The sequence below is a fragment of the Streptomyces sp. NPDC090083 genome (genome assembly GCF_044747445.1).
Taxonomy (GTDB): Bacteria; Actinomycetota; Actinomycetes; order Streptomycetales; family Streptomycetaceae; genus Streptomyces.
This window is the reverse complement of record NZ_JBIVED010000015.1, coordinates 1-23,981: the sequence shown is the minus strand read 5'-3', so window position 1 is coordinate 23,981 and position 23,981 is coordinate 1. Positions and strand designations below refer to the sequence as shown.

General features: G+C 70.1%; 22 protein-coding genes. 17 read left to right on the top strand and 5 right to left on the bottom strand.

Features of this window, described 5'->3' with window-relative positions; translation table 11 throughout:
- Positions 1-14: 14 nt before the first annotated feature.
- On the bottom strand, positions 15-872 hold the full coding sequence (locus ACIPTO_RS37380) for a LysR family transcriptional regulator (protein WP_401199519.1): 858 nt from the start codon (positions 870-872) through the stop codon (positions 15-17).
- Positions 873-940: 68 nt separating this feature from the next.
- Here ACIPTO_RS37380 and ACIPTO_RS37375 point away from each other — a divergent pair, with 68 nt between their 5' ends.
- Positions 941-1,843, top strand: coding sequence for an EamA family transporter (locus ACIPTO_RS37375; RefSeq protein ID WP_401199518.1), 903 nt, complete (start codon positions 941-943; stop codon positions 1,841-1,843).
- 83 nt (positions 1,844-1,926) lie between these two features.
- Here the strand turns inward: ACIPTO_RS37375 and gdhA are convergent, their stop codons facing one another.
- Complete coding sequence (gene gdhA / locus ACIPTO_RS37370; protein WP_401199516.1) at positions 1,927-3,273, bottom strand: NADP-specific glutamate dehydrogenase; 1,347 nt, start codon at positions 3,271-3,273, stop codon at positions 1,927-1,929.
- A 165-nt stretch (positions 3,274-3,438) separates the two neighbouring features.
- Positions 3,439-3,618: a hypothetical protein gene (locus ACIPTO_RS37365; RefSeq protein ID WP_401199514.1), complete on the bottom strand. Its 180-nt coding sequence runs from the start codon at positions 3,616-3,618 to the stop codon at positions 3,439-3,441.
- 723 nt (positions 3,619-4,341) lie between these two features.
- Between ACIPTO_RS37365 and ACIPTO_RS37360 the strand changes: the two genes are divergently transcribed.
- From ACIPTO_RS37360 to ACIPTO_RS37285, 16 genes are all read left to right on the top strand, one after another.
- Positions 4,342-7,314 carry a BTAD domain-containing putative transcriptional regulator gene (locus ACIPTO_RS37360; RefSeq protein ID WP_366321762.1) on the top strand — a complete coding sequence of 991 codons (2,973 nt, stop codon included), beginning with the start codon at positions 4,342-4,344 and terminating at the stop codon, positions 7,312-7,314.
- Between the two features lie 192 nt (positions 7,315-7,506).
- On the top strand, positions 7,507-7,857 hold the full coding sequence (locus ACIPTO_RS37355; RefSeq protein WP_366321760.1) for a hypothetical protein: 351 nt from the start codon (positions 7,507-7,509) through the stop codon (positions 7,855-7,857).
- A 112-nt stretch (positions 7,858-7,969) separates the two neighbouring features.
- Positions 7,970-9,262, top strand: coding sequence for a radical SAM protein (locus ACIPTO_RS37350; protein WP_366321758.1), 1,293 nt, complete (start codon positions 7,970-7,972; stop codon positions 9,260-9,262).
- The gene (locus ACIPTO_RS37345) at positions 9,259-10,119 is read left to right on the top strand and encodes a radical SAM protein (RefSeq protein ID WP_366321756.1); all 861 of its coding nucleotides are present in this window, start codon (positions 9,259-9,261) and stop codon (positions 10,117-10,119) included. The genes ACIPTO_RS37350 and ACIPTO_RS37345 overlap by 4 nt, the downstream gene beginning before the upstream one ends.
- 7 nt (positions 10,120-10,126) lie before the next feature.
- Complete coding sequence (locus ACIPTO_RS37340; RefSeq protein ID WP_401199511.1) at positions 10,127-10,930, top strand: aldo/keto reductase; 804 nt, start codon at positions 10,127-10,129, stop codon at positions 10,928-10,930.
- Positions 10,917-11,600, top strand: a complete 684-nt coding sequence (locus tag ACIPTO_RS37335; protein WP_401199509.1) for a phytanoyl-CoA dioxygenase family protein — start codon at positions 10,917-10,919, stop codon at positions 11,598-11,600. The genes ACIPTO_RS37340 and ACIPTO_RS37335 overlap by 14 nt, the downstream gene beginning before the upstream one ends.
- The gene (locus ACIPTO_RS37330) at positions 11,597-12,304 is read left to right on the top strand and encodes a phytanoyl-CoA dioxygenase family protein (RefSeq protein ID WP_401199507.1); all 708 of its coding nucleotides are present in this window, start codon (positions 11,597-11,599) and stop codon (positions 12,302-12,304) included. The genes ACIPTO_RS37335 and ACIPTO_RS37330 overlap by 4 nt, the downstream gene beginning before the upstream one ends.
- A gap of 28 nt (positions 12,305-12,332) precedes the next feature.
- Positions 12,333-13,526 (top strand): cytochrome P450, encoded by a 1,194-nt coding sequence (locus ACIPTO_RS37325; RefSeq protein WP_401199505.1) that lies wholly within the window; start codon positions 12,333-12,335, stop codon positions 13,524-13,526.
- A 49-nt stretch (positions 13,527-13,575) separates the two neighbouring features.
- Positions 13,576-14,361 carry a hypothetical protein gene (locus ACIPTO_RS37320; protein WP_401199503.1) on the top strand — a complete coding sequence of 262 codons (786 nt, stop codon included), beginning with the start codon at positions 13,576-13,578 and terminating at the stop codon, positions 14,359-14,361.
- A gap of 454 nt (positions 14,362-14,815) precedes the next feature.
- Entirely contained in the window at positions 14,816-17,101 is a 2,286-nt protein-coding gene (locus tag ACIPTO_RS37315; RefSeq protein ID WP_401199501.1) for a peptidase domain-containing ABC transporter, read from the top strand.
- Positions 17,089-18,429, top strand: coding sequence for a condensation domain-containing protein (locus ACIPTO_RS37310; RefSeq protein ID WP_401199499.1), 1,341 nt, complete (start codon positions 17,089-17,091; stop codon positions 18,427-18,429). Before ACIPTO_RS37315 ends, ACIPTO_RS37310 begins: the two co-directional genes overlap by 13 nt.
- A 42-nt stretch (positions 18,430-18,471) precedes the next feature.
- Complete coding sequence (locus ACIPTO_RS37305) at positions 18,472-18,720, top strand: acyl carrier protein (protein ID WP_366321740.1); 249 nt, start codon at positions 18,472-18,474, stop codon at positions 18,718-18,720.
- A 6-nt stretch (positions 18,721-18,726) separates the two neighbouring features.
- On the top strand, positions 18,727-20,130 hold the full coding sequence (locus ACIPTO_RS37300; RefSeq protein ID WP_401199497.1) for a class I adenylate-forming enzyme family protein: 1,404 nt from the start codon (positions 18,727-18,729) through the stop codon (positions 20,128-20,130).
- Between the two features lie 206 nt (positions 20,131-20,336).
- Positions 20,337-20,585, top strand: coding sequence for a hypothetical protein (locus ACIPTO_RS37295; protein WP_401199495.1), 249 nt, complete (start codon positions 20,337-20,339; stop codon positions 20,583-20,585).
- 74 nt (positions 20,586-20,659) lie between these two features.
- Positions 20,660-21,601 (top strand): JmjC domain-containing protein, encoded by a 942-nt coding sequence (locus ACIPTO_RS37290; RefSeq protein ID WP_401199493.1) that lies wholly within the window; start codon positions 20,660-20,662, stop codon positions 21,599-21,601.
- Between the two features lie 154 nt (positions 21,602-21,755).
- Positions 21,756-22,001, top strand: a complete 246-nt coding sequence (locus ACIPTO_RS37285) for a hypothetical protein (RefSeq protein ID WP_401199491.1) — start codon at positions 21,756-21,758, stop codon at positions 21,999-22,001.
- 45 nt (positions 22,002-22,046) lie between these two features.
- Here ACIPTO_RS37285 and ACIPTO_RS37280 read toward each other — a convergent pair whose 3' ends face one another.
- Together ACIPTO_RS37280 and ACIPTO_RS37275 are read right to left on the bottom strand one after the other, a co-directional pair.
- Complete coding sequence (locus tag ACIPTO_RS37280) at positions 22,047-22,868, bottom strand: BTAD domain-containing putative transcriptional regulator (RefSeq protein ID WP_401199489.1); 822 nt, start codon at positions 22,866-22,868, stop codon at positions 22,047-22,049.
- A gap of 116 nt (positions 22,869-22,984) precedes the next feature.
- Positions 22,985-23,641, bottom strand: a complete 657-nt coding sequence (locus ACIPTO_RS37275) for a LuxR C-terminal-related transcriptional regulator (protein ID WP_401199487.1) — start codon at positions 23,639-23,641, stop codon at positions 22,985-22,987.
- Between the last annotated feature and the right edge of the window lie 340 nt (positions 23,642-23,981).

The following is a 23,981-nucleotide window of genomic DNA, read 5'->3' as shown; positions in this document are numbered from 1 at the left end:
GCTGACGTGACCGGTCAGGCGGTGCGGTACAGCTCCGTGAGGAGTTCCACCGCGGACTGGGTGCGGGGGTGGGGGTCGTCCCGCCACCAGGCCAGCCGTACGGCGATCGGCTCGGCGTCGAGGACCGGGAGGTAGGCGACGCCGGGGCGCGGGTACTGGTGGGCGGTGGACTCGGCCGTCATGCCGATGCACCGGCCGCCGGCGATCACGGTGAGCCAGTCGTCCACGTCATGGGTGTCCTCGGTCGCCGGACGGGAACCGGGCGGCCACAGTTCCGGCGTGGTCGTCCCGGTGCGCCGGTCGACCAGCAGGGTGCGGGAGGCCAGGTCGGCGAGCCGGACGGGGTCGTCGCCGGTGGCGAGCACGTCGTCCGTGGAGACGGCCGCCATCCGCCGTTCCAGGCCGACGATGGCCGTGTCGAACCGGCGGTCGTCCAGGTCCCGGCGTACCACCGCCAGGTCGCAGGCGCCCTCCGCGAGGCCGGCGGTGGCGGAGTTGAGACGGACCAGACGCAGGTCGGTGGCCGGATGCGCCGTCGTCCAACGGCGCTGGAAGGCGGAGGTGTGCCGGCCCAGCGCCGACCAGGCGTAGCCGACCCGCAGGGTGCTGTGTCCCGAGGTGGCCTCCTGGACGAGGTCCGCCGCCTCCGCGAGCACCCGTCTGGCGTGCGCGACCACCCGCAGCCCGGTGGCGGTCGGTGTCACCTCGCGCGAGGTGCGGCGCAACAGCCGTACGCCCAGAGTGCGTTCGAGTGCTGCCAGGGTCCGGGAGACGGCCGCCTGGGAGACACCGAGGGCGATGGCCGCGTCGGTGAAGGTGCCCTCGTCGACGATGGCGACCAGGCAGCGCAGGTGCCGTAGCTCCAGATCCATGACTGAAGTGTATGGATCGTGCCGTGGATGCATTTTGCGCAGCGGTCCGGCCGTCGCACGATCGGTACATGCGAGCCGCCGCCCTCCCCGCCTCCGCTCCCGTGCCGCGCCGTTCCGCCGTCTGCTCGTCCACCGAGCCGTCCCGCGGCCGACTGGCCGGTGTGGCCACGATGGTCGGGAGCGGGCTGTCGAACCAGACCGGAGCTGCGATCGGCTCGCTGGCTTTCCCGGTGCTCGGGCCGGTCGGGGTCGTCGCGGTCCGGCAGTACGTCGCCGCCGCTGTCCTGATGTCCGTGGGACGGCCGAGGCTGCGCAGCCTCACCTGGTGGCAGTGGCGACCGGTGCTGGCGCTGGCCCTGGTGTTCGGCACCATGAACCTCTCCCTCTACACCGCCATCGACCGCGTCGGACTCGGTCTCGCGGTGACCCTGGAGTTCCTCGGTCCGCTCACCATCGCGCTGTGCGGGGCGCGCCGCCGGATCGACGCGGTGTGCGCCGTGGCCGCCGCCGCGGGCGCGGTCACGCTGATGCGCCCGCAGCCGTCCACCGACTACGTCGGCCTCGGGCTCGGGATGCTCGCCGCGTGCTGCTGGGCCTCGTACATCCTGCTCAACCGGACCGTGGGCCAACGGGTTCCCGGCGCGCAGGGATCCGCGGCGGCGGCCCTCGTCTCCGCCGTCACCTTCCTGCCCGTCGGGGTGGCCGTGGCCCTCGCCCACCCCCCGACCGCCGGTGCCGTGGGCTGCGCGGTCGCGGCCGGCGTACTCTCCTCGGCGGTCCCTTATCTCGCCGACCTGTTCACCCTGCGCCGGGTGCCCGCCCAGGCGTTCGGCCTCTTCATGAGCGTCAACCCGCTGCTGGCCGCGCTGGTCGGCTGGATCGGGCTCGGCGAGGGACTGGGCGGACTGGAGTGGGCGGCGATCGGGACCGTCGTGGGGGCCAACGCGGTGAGCATGCTGACCCGGAGCTGAACCGGGCGCTGCCCAGCGGGCGTTGGCCCACGGACGGGGAACGGGCGGGAGAGGAGAGGGAGACGGGAGGGGAATGCGCTGGGTCAGACGACTCCCTGGGCCGCCATGGCCGCCGCCACCCGCAGGAAGCCCGCCACGTTCGAACCGAGCACGTAGTCCTCGGCGTTCCCGCCGTACGTCTCGGCCGTGGCCCGGCACTCGGCGTGGATGCCGCGCATCACGGTCGCCAGCTTCGCCTCGGTGTCGGCGAAGGACCAGGTCGTACGGGAGGCGTTCTGCTGCATCTCCAGTGCCGAGGTGGCCACACCGCCCGCGTTCGCCGCCTTGCCGGGGCCGAAGAGGACCCCGGCCTCCCGGAACACCTCCACCGCCTCCGGCGTGCACGGCATGTTCGCGCCCTCGGCGACGGCCAGGACCCCGTGCTTGACCAGCGCGACGGCGTCGTCGCGGCGCACCTCGTTCTGGGTGGCGCAGGGCAGGGCGACCTCGCACGGGACGTCGTACACCGTGCCCCGGGACGAGAAACGGGCGGTCGGCCGGGCCTCGGCGTAGGCCTGGATCCGCTCCCGGCGGACCTCCTTGACCTCCTTGAGGAGCGCCAGGTCGATGCCGTCCTCGTCGACCAGATAGCCGGAGGAGTCGGAGCAGGCGACGACCGTGCCGCCGAGCGCGTGCACCTTCTCGATGGCGTAGACGGCGACGTTGCCCGAACCGGACACCACCACGCGCCGCCCGTCGAACGAGTGGCCCCGGCCGGCGAGCATCTCCTCCGCGAAGTACACCGTGCCGTAACCGGTCGCCTCCGTACGGACGTTGGAGCCGCCCCAGCCGACGGGCTTGCCGGTGAGGACGCCTGACTCGTAGCGGTTGGTGATCCGCTTGTACTGGCCGAACAGGAAGCCGATCTCGCGGGCGCCGACGCCGATGTCACCGGCCGGCACGTCGGTGTGCTCGCCGAGGTGGCGGTACAGCTCGGTCATGAACGACTGGCAGAACCGCATCACTTCGCCGTCGGAGCGGCCCTTGGGGTCGAAGTCCGAGCCGCCCTTGCCGCCGCCGATGGCCATCCCGGTCAGGGCGTTCTTGAAGATCTGCTCGAAACCGAGGAACTTGACGATGCCCAGGTTCACCGACGGGTGGAAGCGCAGCCCGCCCTTGTACGGGCCCAGCGCGCTGTTGAACTCCACCCGGAAGCCCCGGTTCACCCGGACCCGGCCCGCGTCGTCCACCCACGGCACCCGGAACATCAGCTGCCGCTCCGGCTCCACGAGCCGCTCCAGGATGCCGGAACCGGCGTACTCCGGATGGCGTTCGAGCACGGGCCGCAACGAGGTCAGCACCTCGGTGGCCGCCTGGTGGAACTCCGCCTCTCCGGGGCCGCGCCTGCGGACCTCCTGGTACACGTCCTCGATGTACGCGCTGACATCCATCGCTCTGTCTCGCTCTCCCTGAGGACCCCGGACGACCGGGACCCGACTGCCGGGCGGGTGACTTGCGGCCACCCGCCAGTAGTACGCGATCAGGGCCATCAGAAGCTCAATGAGAGGGTCGGCCGGAAACGCGAACTCCTTCAGCGGGCCGAACTCCCCGACGCGTTACCTGCCTTCGGCGCCGGTCTGCACCCACAGCGGCACGCGGTGGCCCGTGACCAGGGCACAGGCCGCCGCCACTCTGACCAGCTCCCCGCGGCGATAGCCGGCACGCGCAACGCCGGCCGGCCCGGCTCCGTCGTCCGCGCCGGGCGTCTCCAACTGCCCCGCCACCAGGACAGACACCCGGCGAATGAGGAATCCAGGACCGAACCGCACGCGGCTGACGGCTCAGGGGGTCCACTTCCATGCGGCGCCGCTCCACAGGCCGGCGGGCACGGTGAAGCCCCCGCACGGTCCGCATCCGGATCGCGGGCGAGTTCGTGCGCCTCCTGAGTCCGTCGGTTCGTCGGTCCGTCGTCCCCCGGGCGAGCGACATCCGATGTCCCCCCACGGGTGAAGCGCCGTGACGGCGTACCTGGTTGACTCCTCGGCAGTCGCGTCGACGTCGAGTCGATGTCGAGGGGACGTCGAGCGAACACCGGGGCCCGTGGCCCGCCGGTGCCGAGCAGTCAACGAAGCACCAGGGGAGCCCGCACAGGTGTCCGGCGTGAGGAGCGCTTCCCGGGGCCGGTCCGACGGGCCGTGGCCGGGCCGCGATGGAATGCCGGCCCGGGAGCCGGGATCGGGCGGCCGCCGATCGGTGCCGGCCTCTGACTCCGGTTCGTGGCTGCCGCGTGCGGTCACAAGAGGGCGCGGGTACTCATGCGACTGGGCGCGGCCGTCCGGAGCGACCTCGGCCTTCTCTCCGTCACCGTGTCTCCGGCACCGCGTCTCCGCCGCCCGTGTCCGGCGGCCTCCCGTCTCGGCGCACCCGGTCACCCTGAGGCAGGGAACCGACCGTTGTAGTTACCACTCTTCGTCACCGAAACTGGGTTCCGGAAACAGGCTAGGAAGGGCGTGGGCAGCGTGACGGAGGAGCTTCGCTTTGCTGTGCTCGGCGCATTGCGTGTGCACCGCGGCGGTGCGGAACTGCCCATCCGGCAGCCCCAGTTGCGGGCCGTGGTGGCGGTCCTGCTGCTGCGGCCCGGACACGTGGTGTCCAAGGCGCAACTCGTCGACGCGCTGTGGGGACTCACGCCCCCCAGCAGGGCCACGACCACGATCCGCACCTACGCCTGGCAGTTGCGGAGCCTGCTGGAGCCGGACCGTTCCCGGCCGAGCGTCCTGGTGTCGGTCGGGGACGGCTACCGGTTGGTCGTACCGCCGTCCGCGCTCGACGTCGCACAGGCCGAACTGCTCACCCGGGAAGCCGCGTCGGCGCGTACCTCGGGTCGGAACCGGGAGGCGAGCGACCTGCTGGCGCGGGCGCTGGGCATGTGGCACGGAGAGACGCTGGCCGGTGTCCCCGGGCCTTTCGCCACCCGGCAGCGCGACCGGCTGGAGGAGTTAAGGATCTCCATCCTGGAGGAGCGTTTCGATCTCGATCTCGTCCTGGGCCGTCACCGCCAGGTCATTCCCGACCTGGCGGACCTCACGGCCACCTACCCCTTGCGCGAGCGTCCGCACGGCCTGCTGATGCGCGCGCTGTACGGGGCGGGCCGGCAGGCCGACGCGCTCGCGGTGTACAGCGGCGCCAAGAGGCTGCTGCTGGAGGAGCAGGGCATCGATCCGGGGCCCGAGTTGACCACCGTCTACCGGCACGTCCTGGAGAACAGTCCCACGCTCTCCATGGCGACCGCCGAGGAATCCGCGACGCGTGACGAGCCCGGGGCGCGGACGGGGTCCGCGGCCACCGCCGTCCGTGACCGGAACGCCTTGCCGGTGCCGGCGCATCTCCCTCCGGATCTGCCCGACTTCGCCGGACGTACGGACGCCGTGAGCGATATGCGCACCGTGCTGACGACGCCCGGCCGCCAGGCGCTGACCATCGTGGCGATCGCCGGGATGGGCGGGATCGGGAAGACCTCGCTGGCCCTGCACACCGCGCACGGGGTGTGCGACGCCTACCCGGACGGGCAGCTCTACGCCGACCTGCGCGGGAACGACGACAGCCCGGCCGAGCCCGCCATGGTCCTGACGGGCTTCCTCTTGGCGCTGGGTGTCGAGGCCGGGTCCGTGCCCGATGCCCTCGACGACCGGTGCAAGCTGTTCCGCTCGATACTGAACGGCCGCAGGGTACTGATCGTCCTGGACAACGCGCGTGACGTGTCGCAGGTCAAGAACCTGCTGCCCGGTTCGGTCGGCTGCGGGCTCGTCATCACGAGCCGATCGCGGCTCTTCGGCCTGCCGCTCACGAAACAGGTCAGCGTGGACACGTTCCGGCCCGACGAGGGCCTGTTGCTGCTGAGCGCGGTCGTGGGACCCGAGCGGGTCGAGGCGGAACGGACGTCGGCGCTGGAACTGCTGCGGCTGTGCGGGTTCCTGCCGCTGGCCGTCCGGATCGTGGCCGCCAAACTGGCGTCCAGGCCGCAGTGGACCATCGCGACGCTGACCGCCCGGCTCTCCGACGAGCGGCGGCGCATCGAGGAACTGCGCGTGGGGGACGTGTCGATCCACGCGGCCTTCGAGGTCGGATACCGGCAGTTGCCGCCCCAGCAGGCCCGTGCCTTCCGGCTGCTGGCCGTCGCGGGTCCGCCGGATTTCGGTCTCCCCGCCGCCGCGGCGGTGCTCGCCGTGGACGAGGAGACGACGGAGGAGCTGCTGGAGTCCTTGGTGGACGCCGCCATGCTCGAATCCCCGGAACCGGGCCGCTACCGCTATCACGACCTGCTCCGCGTCTTCGCCCAGCGGACGGGGAGCGGTCATGGGGCCGAGGCCGAGGACGCCTTCGGCAGGCTGCTCGACCACCTGCTGGCCACGGCGTGCAACGCGTTCGCGCACGCCGTACCGGGAGACCCCGTCTCCGACGCGCTCGGGCCGCTGCGGACGCAGGGGCTGCGGTTCCACGACGTCCAGGAGGCGCGGTCCTGGATCACCGGCGAGATCGCGGTGGTGACGAGCGCGGTACTGCGCACGCTGAGCCGACCGGCGCGGCCGGACGACGGCCGGCTGCAGACCGCCGTGGACATACTCATCGCGGTCAGTCCCTTCTGCGTCGACGCCCGCTTCGAGGAGCTGGGGTCCGCCGCGTCGGAGCTGGCGCGGGAGGCCGAACTGCGCGGCGACCGACGGGCCTTCGGCCGGGCGCGGTTCCTGTGCAGCGACGTCGCGTTGCAGGCGGCCCGGCCCGTCGACACGGAGGAGCACGCACGCCACGCCGTCGACGCCTCACGCAGCACCGGGGATTCGGTGATCCTCCGCCAGGCGCTGAACAACCTCGGTGTGGCCGTCATGTTCCAGCGCCGGTACGCGGAGGCGGTGGCGTGCTTCGACGAGGCGATCGCGCTCGCCCGGGTACTGGGTCACAGGTCCGGTGAGGCGGCGACCACGATCAACGCGGCGCTCGCCCGTCTGCGCAGTGGCCTGGCGGCCGAGGCGGCAGCCGACTGCGAGGCCACGCTGGCGGTGCTGCGCGACATGGGTGACCTGCCGGGGGTGGCGTACGCGCTCTATGTGCTGGCTCTGGCGTTGCACGAGGAGGAGCGGTTCGACGACGCCGTGGCCCGCTACACCGAGTGCCTCGTCGTGTGCCGGTCGGCGGACATCCGCGGACGCGAGGCGCACGCCCTCTACCGCCTCGCCGAGACTCTCCGCAGGACCGGACGACTTGAGGAGGCGGTGCGGTACGTCACCGAGGCCGTTGCCCTGTGCCAGGACATCGGCGCCGTACGGGACCACGCGTACGCCCTGAAGGTGCTCGGCGAGGTCGAGGCCGATCTCGGCAGGATGGAGAGCGCGCGCGTCCGGCTGGAGGAGGCGAAGACGCTGTTCGCCCGTCTCGGACTTCCGGACGCGAACGAGGTCAGCCAGATCCTGGACCGTTTGGCACCCCAGGGCTGACACCGGCCGGAAACAATTCCTGGGAATTCCCGGCGAAAGGCAAATATACCGGGGGTGGACCGCACGTATGGCCCGACATGGAACAGTGGTCATCAATAGTCGGAATGTGCGTCAGAAGAGCGGCGGAACTCTCTGCAATTCAGTTCCGCGGCGGCACGGACCGAATTCGGCCCATTCTCAGGAGGCGTTGAGATGCCCAAACCTCGCGAACAGAAGGACAACCACCTGATCTACGCCGACGCGGTGGGGTCGCGTGGGAAGTCGGGTGTGTGGTTCGGCGAGCGCGAAGACATCAAGGCCAAGCAGGTCACGGTGATGGAAGCCGTGAAGGAGCGGGTCGAGTGGGTGCCGGTCGAGGACGCCGTCATGGCGATCAGCCTTGACCCGCCCGGCATCGTCCTGATGGCGCCCAACCCCTCGCTGCCGGGCATCATCGTCCTCGCCGACGGCGCCACCGCCGAGAACACCGAGCACCTCAAGAAGCACTACACCGAGATCGTGCAGGACGTCCTGAAGGACGCGAAGATCGCGCAAGAGGACTGACAATCCATTCTGCTGCGGTGTCATCGGCGATCGGCGATGACACCGCAGCAGTCTTCTCGCCGTGCGCGATTCGACGCATGACTGGTTCCGCGTTTTCAGGAGGTCACCCGTGATGAATGACGCCGATCGGCTCTGGAACAAATACCTACTCGTCGCTCAGGGAGCGGAGGGCATCGTCTTCGATCCCGTCTCTCTCGGGAGCGCCAGCCTCACCGCCGACGAGATGCGGCGGATCCGTGCCGAAGAGCCCGGGATCATGGCGGAGATGAAGCAGCTCGGCTTCACTCCGGATCCGGCGACCGCACCGCAGCGCGATCAGATCCTCGACCGGGTCAGCGGGCTGGGGATGACGGGAAAGCCCCCGCGCATCAGCGGCTACCGCATCGTGGTGACCGACCGCTGCAACATGACCTGCACGTACTGCTTCGTCGACACCAACACGGGTGCCGACGACATCACGATCCCCGAACTCCGTGAGGGACTCGAATACCTCTTCGAGCAGAACGCCGGCCAGGAGGAGGTCACGATCCAGTGGTTCGGCGGAGAGCCGACCACACGGTTCGACCTGATGAAGTACGGCGACGAGTACGCCCTCGAACTCGCCGCGAAGCACGGTGTCGGCCGGGTGCAGTTCACCGTCGTCACCAACGGTGTCCTGATCAAGGACGCCATGATCGAGCACTTCAAGGAGTTCAAGTACGGCGTCGGCGTCTCCTTCGACGGCACTCCGGACAACAACAAGCTCGAACGCTTCCTGCTCTCCGGGAAGCCGGCCGACGAGCGGATCCACCGGAACATCCAGCGGCTGATCGCGGCCGGTGTGTACGTGGGCTGCAACCTCACGCCCACGCCGACCAACGTGAGCGACCTCCCGAACACCGTCGAGTACGTGCTGTCGCTCGGCATCAACTTCATCTACGTCAACACGCCGATCCCGATCTCGGGCCGCTGGCACGTCGACGGCGAGGCGCTGTGCCGCGCGGTCTTCCGTTCGCGTCTGCTCGCCCTGTCCCGCGGCGCCATGCTGTTCTCCTCGCTCGACCGGATCTACCAGGCACTCGACACACGCCTGCCGAAGATGTACGAGCACATCCAGCAGGACGGCGGCCTCAACGCGGCGCTGCTGTCCCGGGGGCGCATCTCCGTCCTGGACCTCAACTGGCGTGACGAGTCGTTCGTGTTCCCGATCAGCCGGCTCCGCGAGGAACCGGAACTGCTGGCCGGGGCCGCGAAGAACCTGCTGCCGGCGAAGGAGTGCGGCGACTGCCCCGCCGCCGCCGTCTGCGGTGGGCCCTCCCGCAACGACGTCTCGCTCCGGAACAACCCCGAGCCCGACTCCCAGATGTGCGACTTCTTCCAGGTGGGCCTCGAACTCGCCCTCACCGACCACACGGGACTCCAGTGACCGGCCGTATCGGGGCACTCAGCGGGCTGCTCGTCTCGACAGCCGACAACTGCGAGGTGAACTGCCGGTTCTGCTTCCGGGCCGACGTGGGACGCGACGTCCTGAGCCTCGACGCGTACTCCCGGGCGCTGTCGCGTCTTCGTGAGTTCGGTGTCGACGAACTGTGCCTCTCGGGCGGCGAACCGACCGATCATCCGGAGTTCCGCCAACTCGTTCGCGTGGCCCTGCAGTTCGGCTTTCGCGCCTCGGTGGTCACGGCGGCCAGGACCGGGCCGCGCCTGGACGCGCTGGCCGACGTGGCCGGCATGCTCAGCCATGTCACCGTCTCCGCCGACAGCCGCAGGGCGGACGAACTGGGCCGCACCGGGCGGACGATCCCCTCGACGGCGGCCGTCTTCGAGGCACTGGGGCACCGCCGGGCCAGCCTGCACGTCACCGCGTACGAACTGGACGAGGACGACCTGAAGTCGATCGTCGACGTGGTCGAGACCGCCGATGTCCCCGTCGAGGTCAGTCCACTCCTGCCGTCACCGACCTTCCGGTTCGAGAATCCTGACCTCAAACGCGACCTGGCGCTGATCGAGACGTTCTTCGGCATGTCGGAACAGTTGAGGACGGTGGTGTCGGACTACCACGCGTGGCTGCGCGATCCGGTCCTGCGTCCCTGCGAGTCCGCGCGGCTGTACCTGTCCGCCGACGGATTCCTGCGCCGCTGTCCGTACGACAAGGCCGGCCAGGTGTCGGTCTTCGCGACCCGCCAGGCCATCAACGACGCGCTGGAGCAGTCGTTCTGCGAACCACCGAACACGAGCCTCGCCTGCATGGCGATCTGCCGTTCGGAAAGCCACGAGGGATGAGGTGCCGATGAGTACGACACAGGACCGGCCGACCGTGGTGATCGGCACCATGAGATGTTCGGGATCCTTCAACGGCCTGATGGTGCTGGGCCGTGACACGCACGACGGCCGGGCGTTCGTCGAGGGAGCGATCGCACGGGGCTTCACCACCTTCGACACCTCTCCCGTGTACGCCCGCGGGAACGCGGAGGAGGATCTCGGCGCCGCTCTCCCCGCGGACGCGGCGGTATGGACGAAGGCCGGCATCGACACGACGACCCCGCTGCCCACGCTGGACTACAGCCTCGACGGCCTGACCAGGTCGCTGCGGGGGAGTCTCGGACGGTTGAGGCGCGATCGCGTCGAGGTCGCCTTCGTGCACAATCCGGAACCGAAGCGGATCGGGGACATCGACCTCGCCGGGTTCGCCCGGCACTGCGCGGACACGGGCCGGGCGGACCTCGCGGGGGTCAGTGTGCTCCTGCCGGAGGTGAGCCTGCCCCAGATCGCCGGCAGACTGCCCGTCGGCAGCGTGATCATGTGCGAGGCGGACCAGCTGGATCCCGACGACAGGACCACGATCGGCCTGCTCGCCGACTACCGTCTCGTCGTCCGCAGCCTGTTCTCCGGCGGCGCGCGGCTGCGCGCCGTACAGCCGGACCGCAGGCCGGAGTCGATCGCCGCCAGGATCGCCGAGATCAGCGAGGTCTACGCCCCCGTGGCCGTCGTCGTCGGTCCCCGGACCGCCGAGCAGCTGGACGACTACGCGGCGGTGGCCGGGACGTCGTCGGGCCCGCTGTCGCCGGTCGGGAGGGCGCATGCCGCTCCGTGACGCCGAAGTGGTCAGGCAGCTCCAGGTGTTCGGGTTCGCCCACCTCCCGCAGGTCGCCGCGGACTCCGTCGAGGACTTGCAGCGCGGATTCGGGGACCTGATCGACCTGGCCACGGACGGCACCCCGAGCGAGCGGGTGACCAGGTTCGACATCCTCACCGACCTGCCCGAACTCGGCCGGATCTCCCGGTCGTCGTGGGCCCGCGGCATCTGTGAGGCCTACTTCGGACGACACCACCAGGTCATCACCAGCGACGCGAACGCGCTGGTCGGGGACTCGTACTGGCACTCGGACGGTTTCTACAACACGCCGTTCCTGCGCTTCGTGCTGTACCTCGACGCCGCCACGCACGACACCGGCGCACTGCGCTTCCTGCCCGGGTCGCACCGCGCCGACAACGGCTGGCTCGGTGATCCGACCCGGCACGTCATCAGACACCGGCAGGATCTCGAACTCGAAGGCGACGACGTTCCCTCCGTGGTGGTCGACTCACGGCCCGGGGACGTCATCGTGTTCGACACGAACGTGATGCACGCGGCCTGGAACGGCCACGTACGACGGCAGTTGGCCTTCAACTGCGTCGGCGAACCGGTCACCGAGGCCGAGCAGCTCGACACACGTCGCTACTTCCTCAACCGCTACGTCTCGGGATCGGTGCTGATCGGATGAGCCTCGCCCCTCTGTCGGCGACCGCCGCCGAGATCACCCACTTCAGGACGTTCGGATTCGTCCGCCTGCGGGGAGCACACGACGACGTCCTCACGCCGGTCACGGAAGCCTTCGAAGACGTCCTGAGCCGACCCGCGCAGGACCGGTCCGGCGACAGCGTCTCCCGTGTCGCCGAGCGCAGTGACGTACTCCGGGAGGTACTGCTGGCGGACCACCGGTGCCCGCGGCTGGCACGCCAGTTGCTGGGCACGGACGTCGTCCACGCGGGCGGAGACGCGGTCCGCGGCGAGGCCGCCGCCGGGTGGCACCGGGACGGCGACCACCGCGCGCTCCGGCTGCTCAGGATCGTCCAGTACCTCGATCCGCAGCACGGCCCCACCGGAGCCCTGCGGATCATTCCGGGCACACACCGGCGCGGCGGGAGCTGGGACACGTTCGCCGCGGAGATGGACGACCCGCTCCGCTTGCTCGGCATGGACCCGATCGATGTGCCCGCCTTCACCGTCACATCGTCCCCGGGCGATCTCGTCGCCTTCGACCCCCACTGCTACCACGCGTCGTTCGGTGCCGGCGCCGGGCGGCGGATCACCACCACGTACGCCTCCGCACCGGAGTCGGACGAAGCCCGGCGGGAGCTGAGCGGCCATCTGCTCGCCGCCCGGACGGGACCGCGGGAGTCCGGCGGTCTCCCGGCTCTCACATGACGTACGCACGGACAAAGGGTGGTTGGGGATGGACGACGTGACGGCGGGAACCGGGCTGTCGACGCTCCGGGCCGACCGGGAAGTGACGCCGCTGGAGTGGTTCGACGAGCTGCGCGAGTCGCACGGCATGGGCTGGGACGAGACCACGGGCACGTGGTACGTGACACGGTACGACGACGTGTACGACCTGCTGCGCGATCCCCGTCTGGGCGCACAGGTCGAGACGTACTGCCCGCCCGGTCTGACGGAGGAGCAGCAGAAGACCTACTGGCGGGTGACCGAGTTCATCGACCGCTGGCCGGTGTTCTCCGACCCACCGCGCCACAGCGGGATGCGGCGCCTGCTCCTCCCTCTGTTCACGGCCGCCGCCGTGGCACGGGCAGCCGCCGCGGCGGCCGACACGGTCGCCGTCGCGGGCCCCGCCGCCGCGCCGGACGGTCTCTTCGCCGACGTGGTCAGGCCCGCGCTCGCGGCCGGCCTGTGCAGCCTGCTCGACGAGCCGCCCGAGGCGCTGGCCCAACTCGGCGACTGCGCCACCCGGATTCTCGCCTTCGGATCGATCGAGACGTACGACCCCGCCGCCGGCCTGCGCGCCGAGAAGGCCCTCGACGAGCTGACCGAGCTGGTGCGGCAGCGCTGTGCCGCCCCGGCCGGGGTCCTGGCCACCGCGCTGAGCCGCTCCCTGTCCGACGGGACGCTGGACCTGCTGGACGCCACCGCGGTGTACGCCCAGCTCGTCAGCGGCGCGCTGGAACCCACGGCGGCGGCCGTCGCACACCTCCTGGAGGTGGTGACGGGACCGGAGGGCACCGGACTCGACATCAAGGCGGACGTCGACGGCACCATCGACGAGGCGCTGCGGCTGGTCACCCCTTTCCACCTGGCCATGAGACGCGCCCTGACCGACGTGCACATCCACGGGCACAGGGTGCGGGCCGAGTCGCGCGTGGTCCTCGTCCTCGTGGCGGCGAACCGGGACCCGAGGCAGTTCGCGGAGCCGGACGCGTTCCGCCTCGACAGGGCCGGGGCGCGTCATGTCGCGTTCGGACGCGGCCGGCACGCGTGCCTGGGAGCCGCACTGACCCGTCAGGTCATGCGGGAGATGGTGCTCGAACTCGCGGCGAGCGGAGTACTGGAGAAGCTGCCGCCTCTGCGGGCCGTGTGGAACACGGACTTCGGAGGGCGCTTCGTCCAGGACGTCGTGGTCGCACAGGACGCCTGAGAAAGCCGGACGACAGGCGACGGACGCACACTCACCACCGAGGATATCGATGCCCAAGACCATCACGAGTACCGGCGAGTTCATGGAACTCTGGACGACGCCGCCCAACTTCGCCGTCGGCCACGATTTCTACCGGCCGGAGTTCTCTTTCCCCAGCGCGCTGGAAGTCCTTGACGCCGTCCGGCACGACGAGGAAGCGCGCGTGACGCTTCTCGGCGCGGACAGCCCCGCCGTACGGACGGCCAAGACCATGTCCTTCACACGCGCGCCCGTCGAGGAGGTCGCCACCTGGTCGTTCAGACTGGCGCACTTCAACCTCTCCCGGCTGTACGGCGGTGTCCTGCACGGCTTTCACGAGCAGGTGATGATTCCCTGGCGGATGTTCCTGGCGGCCCAGGGATTCACCTGGCAGCGCTGTGCGCCCGATCTGTTCATCTCCGGCCCCGGCGGGAGTTCCACCTATCACGCAGACCAGTCGCACGGTCTGGTGTGGCAGGTCGAGGGGGTCAAGACCTTCCACAGCTACCTCGACCCCGACAGCGCGGTCCCCGCGGACGCCGCGGTGAGCGGCGACTTCACGGCCGAGGACCCGCCACCGCACGCCGACGAGGAGCGCCAGGACGCGCGGATGGAACCGGGCGATCTGCTGTGGAGCCACTTCCTGACCCCGCACTGGGTCACCGGTGAGTCGCCCCTGAGCATGAGCGTGACCCTTTCCCACGGCGGCCTGTGCCACCAGGGCCGCTATGCCGGACGGGAGACCGCCCTGCGCGGCCACTGGGACCGCCATCCCGAACAGGCGTGGCTGACCGACCTGCGCAACACACGTTTCTGAATCGGGCACGCCGACACCGCATCGCGTTTCCGAGATGCGGTGCCCTTTCCTGCCGTTCGGTGAAACGGGCCGGGAACTCCATGGGTTAGGGGAAACACTAATCTTGTCCGCACCCTCTTCGTGGAGCGGATTTCCATGGGAATGTAGATCGCGAATTGCTTACATCCTCCGCGCTTCTTCATATCGGTCGATCCGGTGACTCCGGTGAATCCGAAGTGGCCATTCCTGTGGCATGAAGAAGTTTCACCGAAAGGGAAAAGTCATGGAAAACTTCGACGACATCGACATTTCTGAGCTGTCCGACGAGGAGCTGGACGACATCGTCGGCGGCCTGTTCGCCATCACCAACGGCTGCGTCATCTGACGCGCGTTCCGCTGACTCCGTGACCCGTCCGCCGGAGGAGCGAAAGTCTCTTCGGCGGACGGGGCACGGCTCACCACGGGAAGGGGACCCATGCCTGGCGAATCGCGTTTCAACGCCGAGGCGCTCGAACACCATCGCAGAGGCGATGGCCTCGGGCCGGTGTTCGGTCACTCTCCTCTCCCGACTCCGTCCAGAGGGCCGGCCGAGCGGATCGCGGCGGTCCGCGAGCGGCTCCGGCGCCGCGGTCGCGCACGGCGCCTTGAGGTCTGCTTCCAGACCCAGGTCAGCGACTGCGGCCCCGCCGCCCTCGTGAGCGTGCTGCGCTACCACGGCGTGGACGTCTCCCTCGACGAGATCCGTGCGCGAGCCGGCTCCGGACGCAACGGCGCGTCCGCCCGCACCCTGCTGGAGATCGCCCGCGAGTACGGCGTCAAGGGCCGTGGGGTGCGCGCCACCACGGAGGCCCTGGCCCGGCTGTCGCCCGGCTCGATCCTGTTCTGGAACTTCAGCCACTTCGTCGTCCTGGAAGCGGCCGGCAAGGACCACGTCGACGTCATCGACCCCGTGCACGGACGCCGCAGGCTCGGCATGGCGTCGGTCGCCGAATCCTTCACCGGCGTGGCCCTGGAGTTCGAGACGCCGCTCGACAACGGCTCCGCCCGGGTCCGGCGCGGCGGCGAACTGCGGGGTCCCTGGCACCGGTTGCGGCAGTTCCTCCCGCGCGGACGGGAACTGGCACTCCTCCTCGCGGCCTCCACCGGGCTCATGGCGTTCGAACTCGCGCTCCCGCTCACCACCGGATTCCTCGTCCAGCGGGTCCTCGGCAGCCGGTCGCCCGGCGGAACATGGACGGTCTGGGGCGTCCTGGCCGGGCTCGTCGTCCTCTACTTCACGCTGTACGCGGCACGGTCGTTCCTGGTGACGCACCGCCAGGCGGTCATCGAGAAGCGGCTCACCCTCGGCATCGTCGGACACATGGCGGACCTGCCGTACGACTTCTTCACCGTGCGCAACTCCGGTGACCTCGCCCTGCGCGTCCGCACCAGCAACGTCCTGGTCCAGGTCCTGAGTCTCACCGCGGTCTCCGCCGTCTTCGACAGCCTGCTCATCGTCTTCTACCTGATCGCGATCGCCGTGGCCAACCCGCTGCTCGCGCTCGTCGTCACCGTGCTCGTCGTGGTCCAGACCGGCATCCTCGCGCTGACCTGGCGGCGCCAGACGGGACTGAGCCAAGAGGTCCTGGAACGCCAGACCAAGGCGCAGGAGGAACTCGTCGAGCTGCTGGAGAGCATCACCACCCTCAAGGCCGGCGGCATGGACGGCAGAGCGGTCGAACGGTGGTCGCACACCCTCGTGCACGAGGTCAACAAGCGTCTGAGCGCCCGCCGCAACCTCGCCCTGTTCGCGTCCCTCAGCCGCACACTCCAGTTCGCCGCCCCCCTCATCGTCCTGGTCGCCGGGATCTGGCTGGTCCTGAGCCGCCACTACCCGCTCGGCGAGGCCATGGGCTTCATGACCCTCACGATCGCCCTGTTCATCCCGCTGGAAGGCCTCTTCGACGCCGGCTCCCAGCTGGCCGCGGTCCGCCCCACCGTCGCCAGACTCGACGACGTGCTGCGCTCGTCCCCCGAACCGCGGGGCGCCTTCGCCGGTACCGGCGTCGCCCGGCCCGGCCGCATCAAGGCCGAAGCGGTCGGCTTCCGCTACCCGGGCGCCCCCCGGCCCACCCTCGACGACATCACCTTCGACATCGAACCGGGCCAGTTCACGGCCATCGTCGGCCGTTCGGGCTCCGGCAAGTCCACCCTCGGCATGCTGCTCGCCGGACTCCACACCCCCACCAGCGGCACGCTCACCGTCGACGGGACCGACCTGGCCGAACTCGACCGGCCCACGCACCGGCGCCGCATCGGCTACGTCAACCAGAACGCCCACCTGTTCGGCGGCTCCATCCGGGACAACATCGTCTTCGGCGCCGACGAGATCACCAAGGAGGAGCTGATCACGGCGGTCGGGCTGGCGCATATCAACGAGGAGATCGACGCCATGCCGATGGGCTACAACACCCTTGTGGCGCCAGGGGGTTACGGCCTGTCGGGCGGACAGCGCCAGCGGATCGTGCTGGCCAGGACACTCGCGAAGAAACCCGAACTCCTCATCCTCGACGAGGCGACCAGCGCCCTGGACCCCGCCCTGGAGGAATCCATCATGCGAGGGCTGCTGGACGCCGGCATCACCGTCGTCGTCATAGCCCACCGCCTGACCGTCCTGGAGGAGGCCGACCAGGTCGTCGTCATGCGCGACGGACGCATCGTGGAGACCGGACCCCCCGCCGTCCTCAAGGAGAGCGGAACGGAGTACCTGTGCCTGGCCTGACGGCCCTCGGGGCCGGAACGCCCTTCCCGCTCACCTACGAACAGGACCGGTTCCACACCAAGACCCGCTCCGACGGCTGGTCCCACAAGAACGTCCAGCTCGGCTTCGAGATCCTCGGCGACCTCGACACCGACGCGCTGACGGACGCGGTGCGGGCCTTCGTGGTCCGGCACGACGCTCTCCACCTCCAGATGGACCCGGTCCCGGGCCCGCACCCCCAGCAGTGGACCCGGCCCATCGCCGCCGACGAGGAAGTCGTCCGGCGCGTGAACGTGAAAGCCGCCTCGCCCGCTCAGTTCTCCCGCTACGCGTCGGTCCTGCTGTCCCGGGACTGCGTCACCCCGTGGTCGTACGGCACACAACGGCCCTTCAGCATCCGGCTGCTGCGCCACGACGCGCACCACCACGCCCTGCTGGCCACCTTCCAGAACCTCGTCTTCGACGGACGCGCCCACCACCTCTTCGGGCACGAGGTCTGGCGCCACTACCAGGCACTCCGCGACGGCGAACCCCTCCCGGACACCGCCCCCTCCTTCGCCGAGGCGGCGGTCCGCCAGCGGGCCGGGACCGGCGTGCGACAGCGCGAGCGGGCCCTGGCGAGCTGGCGGGAACGCCTCACCGCCCTCACCCGCCTCTCCTGGTCCGCTCCCGAGGGAACCGGTCACAGCGAGGCGGGCGGGACGGTGGGCGGCGAACTCTCCGGCGGGACGGTCGCGGCCCTGCGCGACACCTGCGCCGAGTTCCGCTTCACCGTCCTCCAGACCACGGTCAGCTTCTTCGTCGCGGCACTGGCCGCCCGGACCGGCAGGACCGAGGTCGGGCTGTGGACCTCGATGGACTCGCGCTCGTCGCGGGACGCCGACGTGGTGGGCATGTTCGCCGGGTCCTGCCCCCTGGTCGTCCGCGACGCAGCGGCCGACACGCAGTCCGTACGCACCCAGGTGCGCGACCAGTTGCTCACCGCGCTCAGACACCAAGGGCTGACCGCCGGGGACATCGCCACCCTGACCCGGGAGGCGGAGGAGGAGAACGCAGCGCCCGTCAGCCGCGACGTCTACGTCAACCTGCGCCGCTTCGACGGGAACTCCACGGTCGCGGACGACGCCGGCCGCCTGCGGATCACGGACGACGCCTACCCGCTGCACCGGATCACCTTCCAGGACGGCTTCGCGCTCCACCTGCGGTGCACCGAGTTCCGCGATCGCCTCTGCGTCGACCTCCTCTACGACGGCCGCCGCGCCGACCGCCTCCTGGCGCGGTCGATCCTGGACGACGTGCTCGCCGGGATCACGGCGGTCGCGGGCGGCGCCCGCCCCGGAGCAGCCTGACCCGGCCCGGCCCTCGTCCCCTCACTCAGCAGAGAAGGCACCATGCCCGACACACCGATCGACGAAGTACTGGCCGCCGCGAGCCTGGTGTTCGGCCACCCGGTCGCACCCGAGGACGACTTCTTCTCCCTCGGGGGCGATTCCGTCACCGCCGTCGAAATGAGCCTCCGCCTGGAGGAACGCCTGGATGTCGACGTCGACATCCAGCTCATCGTCGACCTCCCGAGCCTCGCCGCCCTCGCCGCCGCCCTCCCGCAGCCTTCTCCCGTCCCCTCGACCGCCGAGCACTGAGGAACCATGAAGCCCTATCTCTGCGACCCGTGGGCCACCGCGCGGACCTACCCGGACCGTGCGGCCGTGATCGCGGACAGCGAGGAGACCACCTACGGCGACCTCACCCGCCGTGCCGACGCCCTGGCCCAGGGCCTGCGGGCCCGCGGGTTTCCCGACGGCGCGACGGTCTCCACCGACATCCCCACCGGGCCGGCCTTCTTCGCCCTGGCCCTCGCCGCCCTGCGGCACGGCTTCGGACTGTTCCCGATCGACCGCGACCTGCTCGACCTGCCCGCGGGATCGGCCCTCCTGGCATCGGTGGCCACGGTCGCGCACATCACCGCGGAACCCTGGACCGACGGCCCGGCCCTGCCCTGCCCCGTACTCACCGACACGGAACTGGTCGACACCGCGGCCGGCCGACCGGCGCCCCCGACCCCCGCGGGCCGCCTGATCTTCGCCACCTCCGGCACCACCGGACTGCCCCAGGCCGTGGCACGCGCCCGCCCGCGCAGACCGTACCGGGGAGTCGCGGTCGTCGAACGCTACGGCGCGGGCGCCGGCAGAGGCCCCTTCCTGATGGCCAACCCCACCTACCATCTCGGCACGCTGGGCCCCGCTCTGTACGCCCTCCAGGCCGGCAGCACGGTCGTCGTCCAGCGTTCCTGGTCCGCCGCCGGCTTCGCCGAACTGGCCGACCGGCACCGTGCGGACAGCGCCATGCTCAGCCCGGACCGGCTGACCGACGTCGTCGAGGCAGGCGTGGCACCGAGGCGCCGTCTGCACGTCGTCTTCCACGGCGGGGCCGCCTGCCCGCCCGCCGTCAAACGCGCGGCCATCGACCTGTTCGGTCCCGTCCTGCACGAGTACTACGGCACGTCGAACGGCGTCGTCACCGAGATCACCACGCCGGAATGGCTGGCCCGGCCCGGCTCGGTGGGCCGGCCACTGCCGGGCATCCGCATCGACATCACCCGGAACGGCCGACCGGTACCCGCGGGGGAGACGGGCGACATCGGCATCCGGCTCCGGGCGGCCGACCAGGACCAGGGCGACGGCGTACTGAACACCGGCGACGTCGGCCATGTCGACGACACGGGCCACCTGTTCGTCCTGGGACGGGCCGCGAGCCCCCGGGAGCTACGGACGGCGCGCCTCGAACACGACATCCGGCTGCTGCCCGGAGTCACCGACGCGGCGGTCCTCGACGGCACCGACGACGCACCGGTGTGCTTCGTGGAACACACCGGCACGAGCACCTTCCGGGACCCGGTGCCCGCCATCGAGGCCACGGCGGACCTGCTCGAACTGCCCTGCCCGCGTGTCGTCCTGGCGGCCTCGGGCTCCCTGCCGCGTACGCCCAGCGGCAAGCTGAGGCGGGCCGACCTCACGGCCCTGGCACGGAGCGCGCCCCATGGCAGGACGTGACCCCGGAGCCGTCCAGGACCGTGACACCGTCCCGGTACGGCACCGGCAGCATGCGCGGCACAGGCCGGACGCCACCGCGTCGACCCGCCGGGGCGCAGGCGGGGCCGGTCACCGTCCGACCTCCGGCGAACTGGACCGCGTCGCGGGCACGGCCGCCCGCGTGCCGCGCCGACTGGACGCGGAACCCGTTGGGCGGGTGCCCCCTGGTGCCCCTGGCGCCGCCGAACGACGAGACCTCCGCCGCCGTCCCGCCGGCCGCGATCGCCCAGGGACTCATCGCGGCACCCGCCCCTGCCACGCGTACGACGCGCACCGAGCAATTCGAGCAATTCGAGCAACGATTGCGCGCCCTCGGCCTGCACGTGTCGGAGGTGGTCCTGATGCCGAAGGGCCTCCTTCCCGTGACTACCGGCGGAAGGGTCCGGATCTTCGAGACGCAACGACGCCGGTTCTAGCAGCGAGCCCCGACCGCACGCCGGCCCCACGGATCTCGGCGGACGCCGTCCAAGTACGCGAAGGAAGACCCCACATGAACATCGCTCACGCCACGACACTGGCCCAATGGGTCGGCGACCCCGCGGCCTTCGCCGCCGATCACTGGCGCCGCCGCCCCGGCATCTTCACGCCCGACGGTCCGCTGGCCAGTCCGTTCACCCTCACCGACGTGGACGACGCCCTCGCCACCGGCTTCCTGCACGAGCCCTACATGGAGATGACAGGCCCCGAAGGTCCGCTTCCCGCCGACGAGTACTTCTCGGCGCGCTCCGTGAACAACACTCCCTACGCGGGGTTCGCGGACCAGGGGAAGATACGGGCGCTGATCGAGCGGGGCTCGACCCTGCTCATGCGCCGGATCGACCAGTGGCACAGCCCCACCCGTGATCTCCTCGCCCGGCTGTCGGCCGAACTCCAGCGACCGGTGGAAGCCTTCTGCTTCGTCACCCCGGCCGGCGCCCAGGGGGCTCCGCTCCACCGCGACGACGCCGACGTGCTCGTCCTTCAACTGGGCGGCAGCAAGGACTGGCGCGTCCGTCAGGGACCGACGGACGGCAACTGGCAGGAAGGACGGCTGCACGACGACGGCAACCTGCCCCCCGAGGTGCTGCGCGGCACCGTGCGCGAGGGGCAGGTCCTCTACATTCCCCGCGGATTCCCGCACGAGGCGGTCGGCAGTGGCGGCCTGTCGGCGCACCTTTCACTGACGATCCGTGAGGTCCACAAAGGCGACCTGTTCCGCAGCCTGCAGAAGCTCTCGGCCAAGGCCCTGGCCGTCGAGGCCCGCCCGCTGGACGAGGACGCCCTCCTCGCCGCCGCCACCGCCATGCTCGACCATGTCGGCAAGACGGTGGCGGGTCTGACCCCGCAGGACCTGGTGGACCACGCCCGGCGGAGCAGGCTCGCGACACTGCCCGCGCCGGGCGTACCGGTCTCGCTCAGCGACCTTGCCGACGAGTACACCGATCGCCGGTGAACGGGCGGCCGGCGCCAGGAGAGCATGTCCCTGCCACCGTCACTGCGCGCTGCACTTCTCGCAGTCGGAACCCGTGCCGTTCCAATCGATCCGAGGGTTTTCCATGGCCAGCGTGCCGTGATTCGTCACGTTCGAGGACAACCGGACCGGCGCCGTGAGCGCCGGCGAGCCGCCGACGGATCCGGTCAGGACGACCGTCAGTGCCAGCGTCGCGAACGAAGGACGAATGAGCGACGATAGTTGGCTTTTGAATGAAGTCACTGATTATGCTCGTTTCTCTGCTGTTTCCGGACTGCGAGCCCGCCGGGTCTCGCAGGGCTTCGTCATGATGGCAGTCCGCGATCAACTGGCGATCAATCCGCAGGTGAGGCAGTGGATTTGGCCCGGCGCGCGTGCGTGAGTGCACAGCGCCGGGGACGATCAGGCAGGGGCGGATAGGCACCCGCTACAGGCACCGGCTCGCGTCGCTCCACAGGCCTTCCGTGTCGTCGGCCAGGACTGCCTGGTGCAGGGCGTGCAGCTGCCGGCCCGGGCTGATTCCCAGCTCGTCGGCCAGGAGCTGGTACGCCTCGCGGTAGGTCGCGAGTGCGGCGTCGCGCTGTCCCGACCGCCACAGGGCCAGCATGAGATCGGCCCGCAGCCGTTCCTGGTGCGGGTGGTCGGCGACGGCGGCGAGGAGCTCAGGGATGATCTCGAAGTGCTGGCCGTTCGCGAGCTGCGCCTGGAAGTAGTTCATCAGCAGACCGAGCCTGAACTGTTCCAGCTTGGCGGCCTCGCCCTGCATGAACAGCGTCTTGGTGAGGCCGCTCAGGGGCTTGCCCCGCCACAACTGGATGGCTTCGCGCAAGAGCCTGCCCGCCTCCTTGGGCGCGCCATGATGGAGACGTTCCTTGCCGAGCCGCCACAGTCGCTGGCACCGCTCCAGGTCCACCTGGTCCGACTCGGCCGACAGCTGGTAGCCGTCGCCGGTCGTGATCAGGTGCACGTCGGTCGCGCGCTTGAACTGCCCGCGCAGCCGGCTGACGTACAGCTGGAGGTTCTTCCTGGCGCTCGACGGCGGCCGCTCGCCCCAGGTGGCCTCTATGAGGCTGCCGACCGAGACGTGCCGGTTGACGTTGAGACACAGGTAGGCGAAGAGGATCTGCGGTTTCGCTCCGCCCGGGGACATCGTGACGCCCGATACGAGGATTTCGAGCGGGCCCAGGAGATTCAGCTGCGTCGGACCGGCCTCGGCGGCTCTGCCCCGGTCGGCACCTGTGAGAAGCATTCCGCCTTCCAGCCATGCGCTGTCGGTGAGCTCCACTCCTACCCCATTCTGTGAAACGGTGACACGTGATCGGCCGACAGACCTACGGGGCCGCGGAGCCTGATCCGTCAGGTCCCCTATTTGATGCGCTCGTCCGCGACGCGCGGCGGCCAGGAATTGGTCCGGAGCATTCCCGTCGAATAGGCGTGGGCGATGAGGGCCACTCGATTCGGTGTCTCGAACTGCCGCAGCATGCGCGAGATGTGGTACTCAACGGTCTGACGGCTGACGAACAGGCGCGCGGCCAGGAATTCCGTGGTCAGGCCGGCCGCGGTGCCCTCCAGCACCCTGGCCGCCATCTCGCTGATGCTCGGGCCGTCGCCCGTCGCCGCCTCGGAGGGCTCGTCCACGGGCCGGGCGAGCTGTACGACCACGGCCCTGTCCGGCGAACTCCCGTAGAGGGCCGTGGCGGTGAGCGCGGCGTCGAGCGGCGAGGCGGAGCGGCGCAGCAGCGCTATGTGCCGACTGAACTGGTCCCGAGTACCGGCCAGCAGCTGATTCAGATGCTGGTTGAGAGTCTCGCGCAGATGCGGTGCTATGAGGTGACGGAACGGCTTTCCGTGCAGCTCCTCGGCCGAACCGCCGAACTGACGGAAGAACTCAGGACTTCCGTACTGCACCTTTTGCCTTCGGTCGAGAAAAACCAGGACCTCTCTGTCCGTGATCAGCGAAGAACGATTCATTCGTGCTCCTGTGACTTTTGACTGCACGTCATACACCAGTGCCGAACCCATGCTGACTCACGATGATCAAATCCTGATCAGTGGGGAATCTATCGACACCGAGCACGACGAAACCCTGACCACGGCGTCTGAACCTCCGAGGTCCGGCGTCCGAGGCGCGCCAGGCCTGCGGCGGCAGCCCAGCCGCGGGAGGAAAGGGAGTGGAGGGGGGTACTTCTCGTAGCCGCCCGAGTGGTCACAGCAAAGGGTGCCTGACGGGAGTCATCCCAGTTCAGGCACCCTTATTTGTGCGAGTTCTAGTAGTGCTTCGTTAGGTTCTGGTTCTGCTGGTGGTGAGGGGGCGGCCGCAGGTGGTGCAGGTGCCGGTCCAGCACATCAGCAGGTTTTGGAG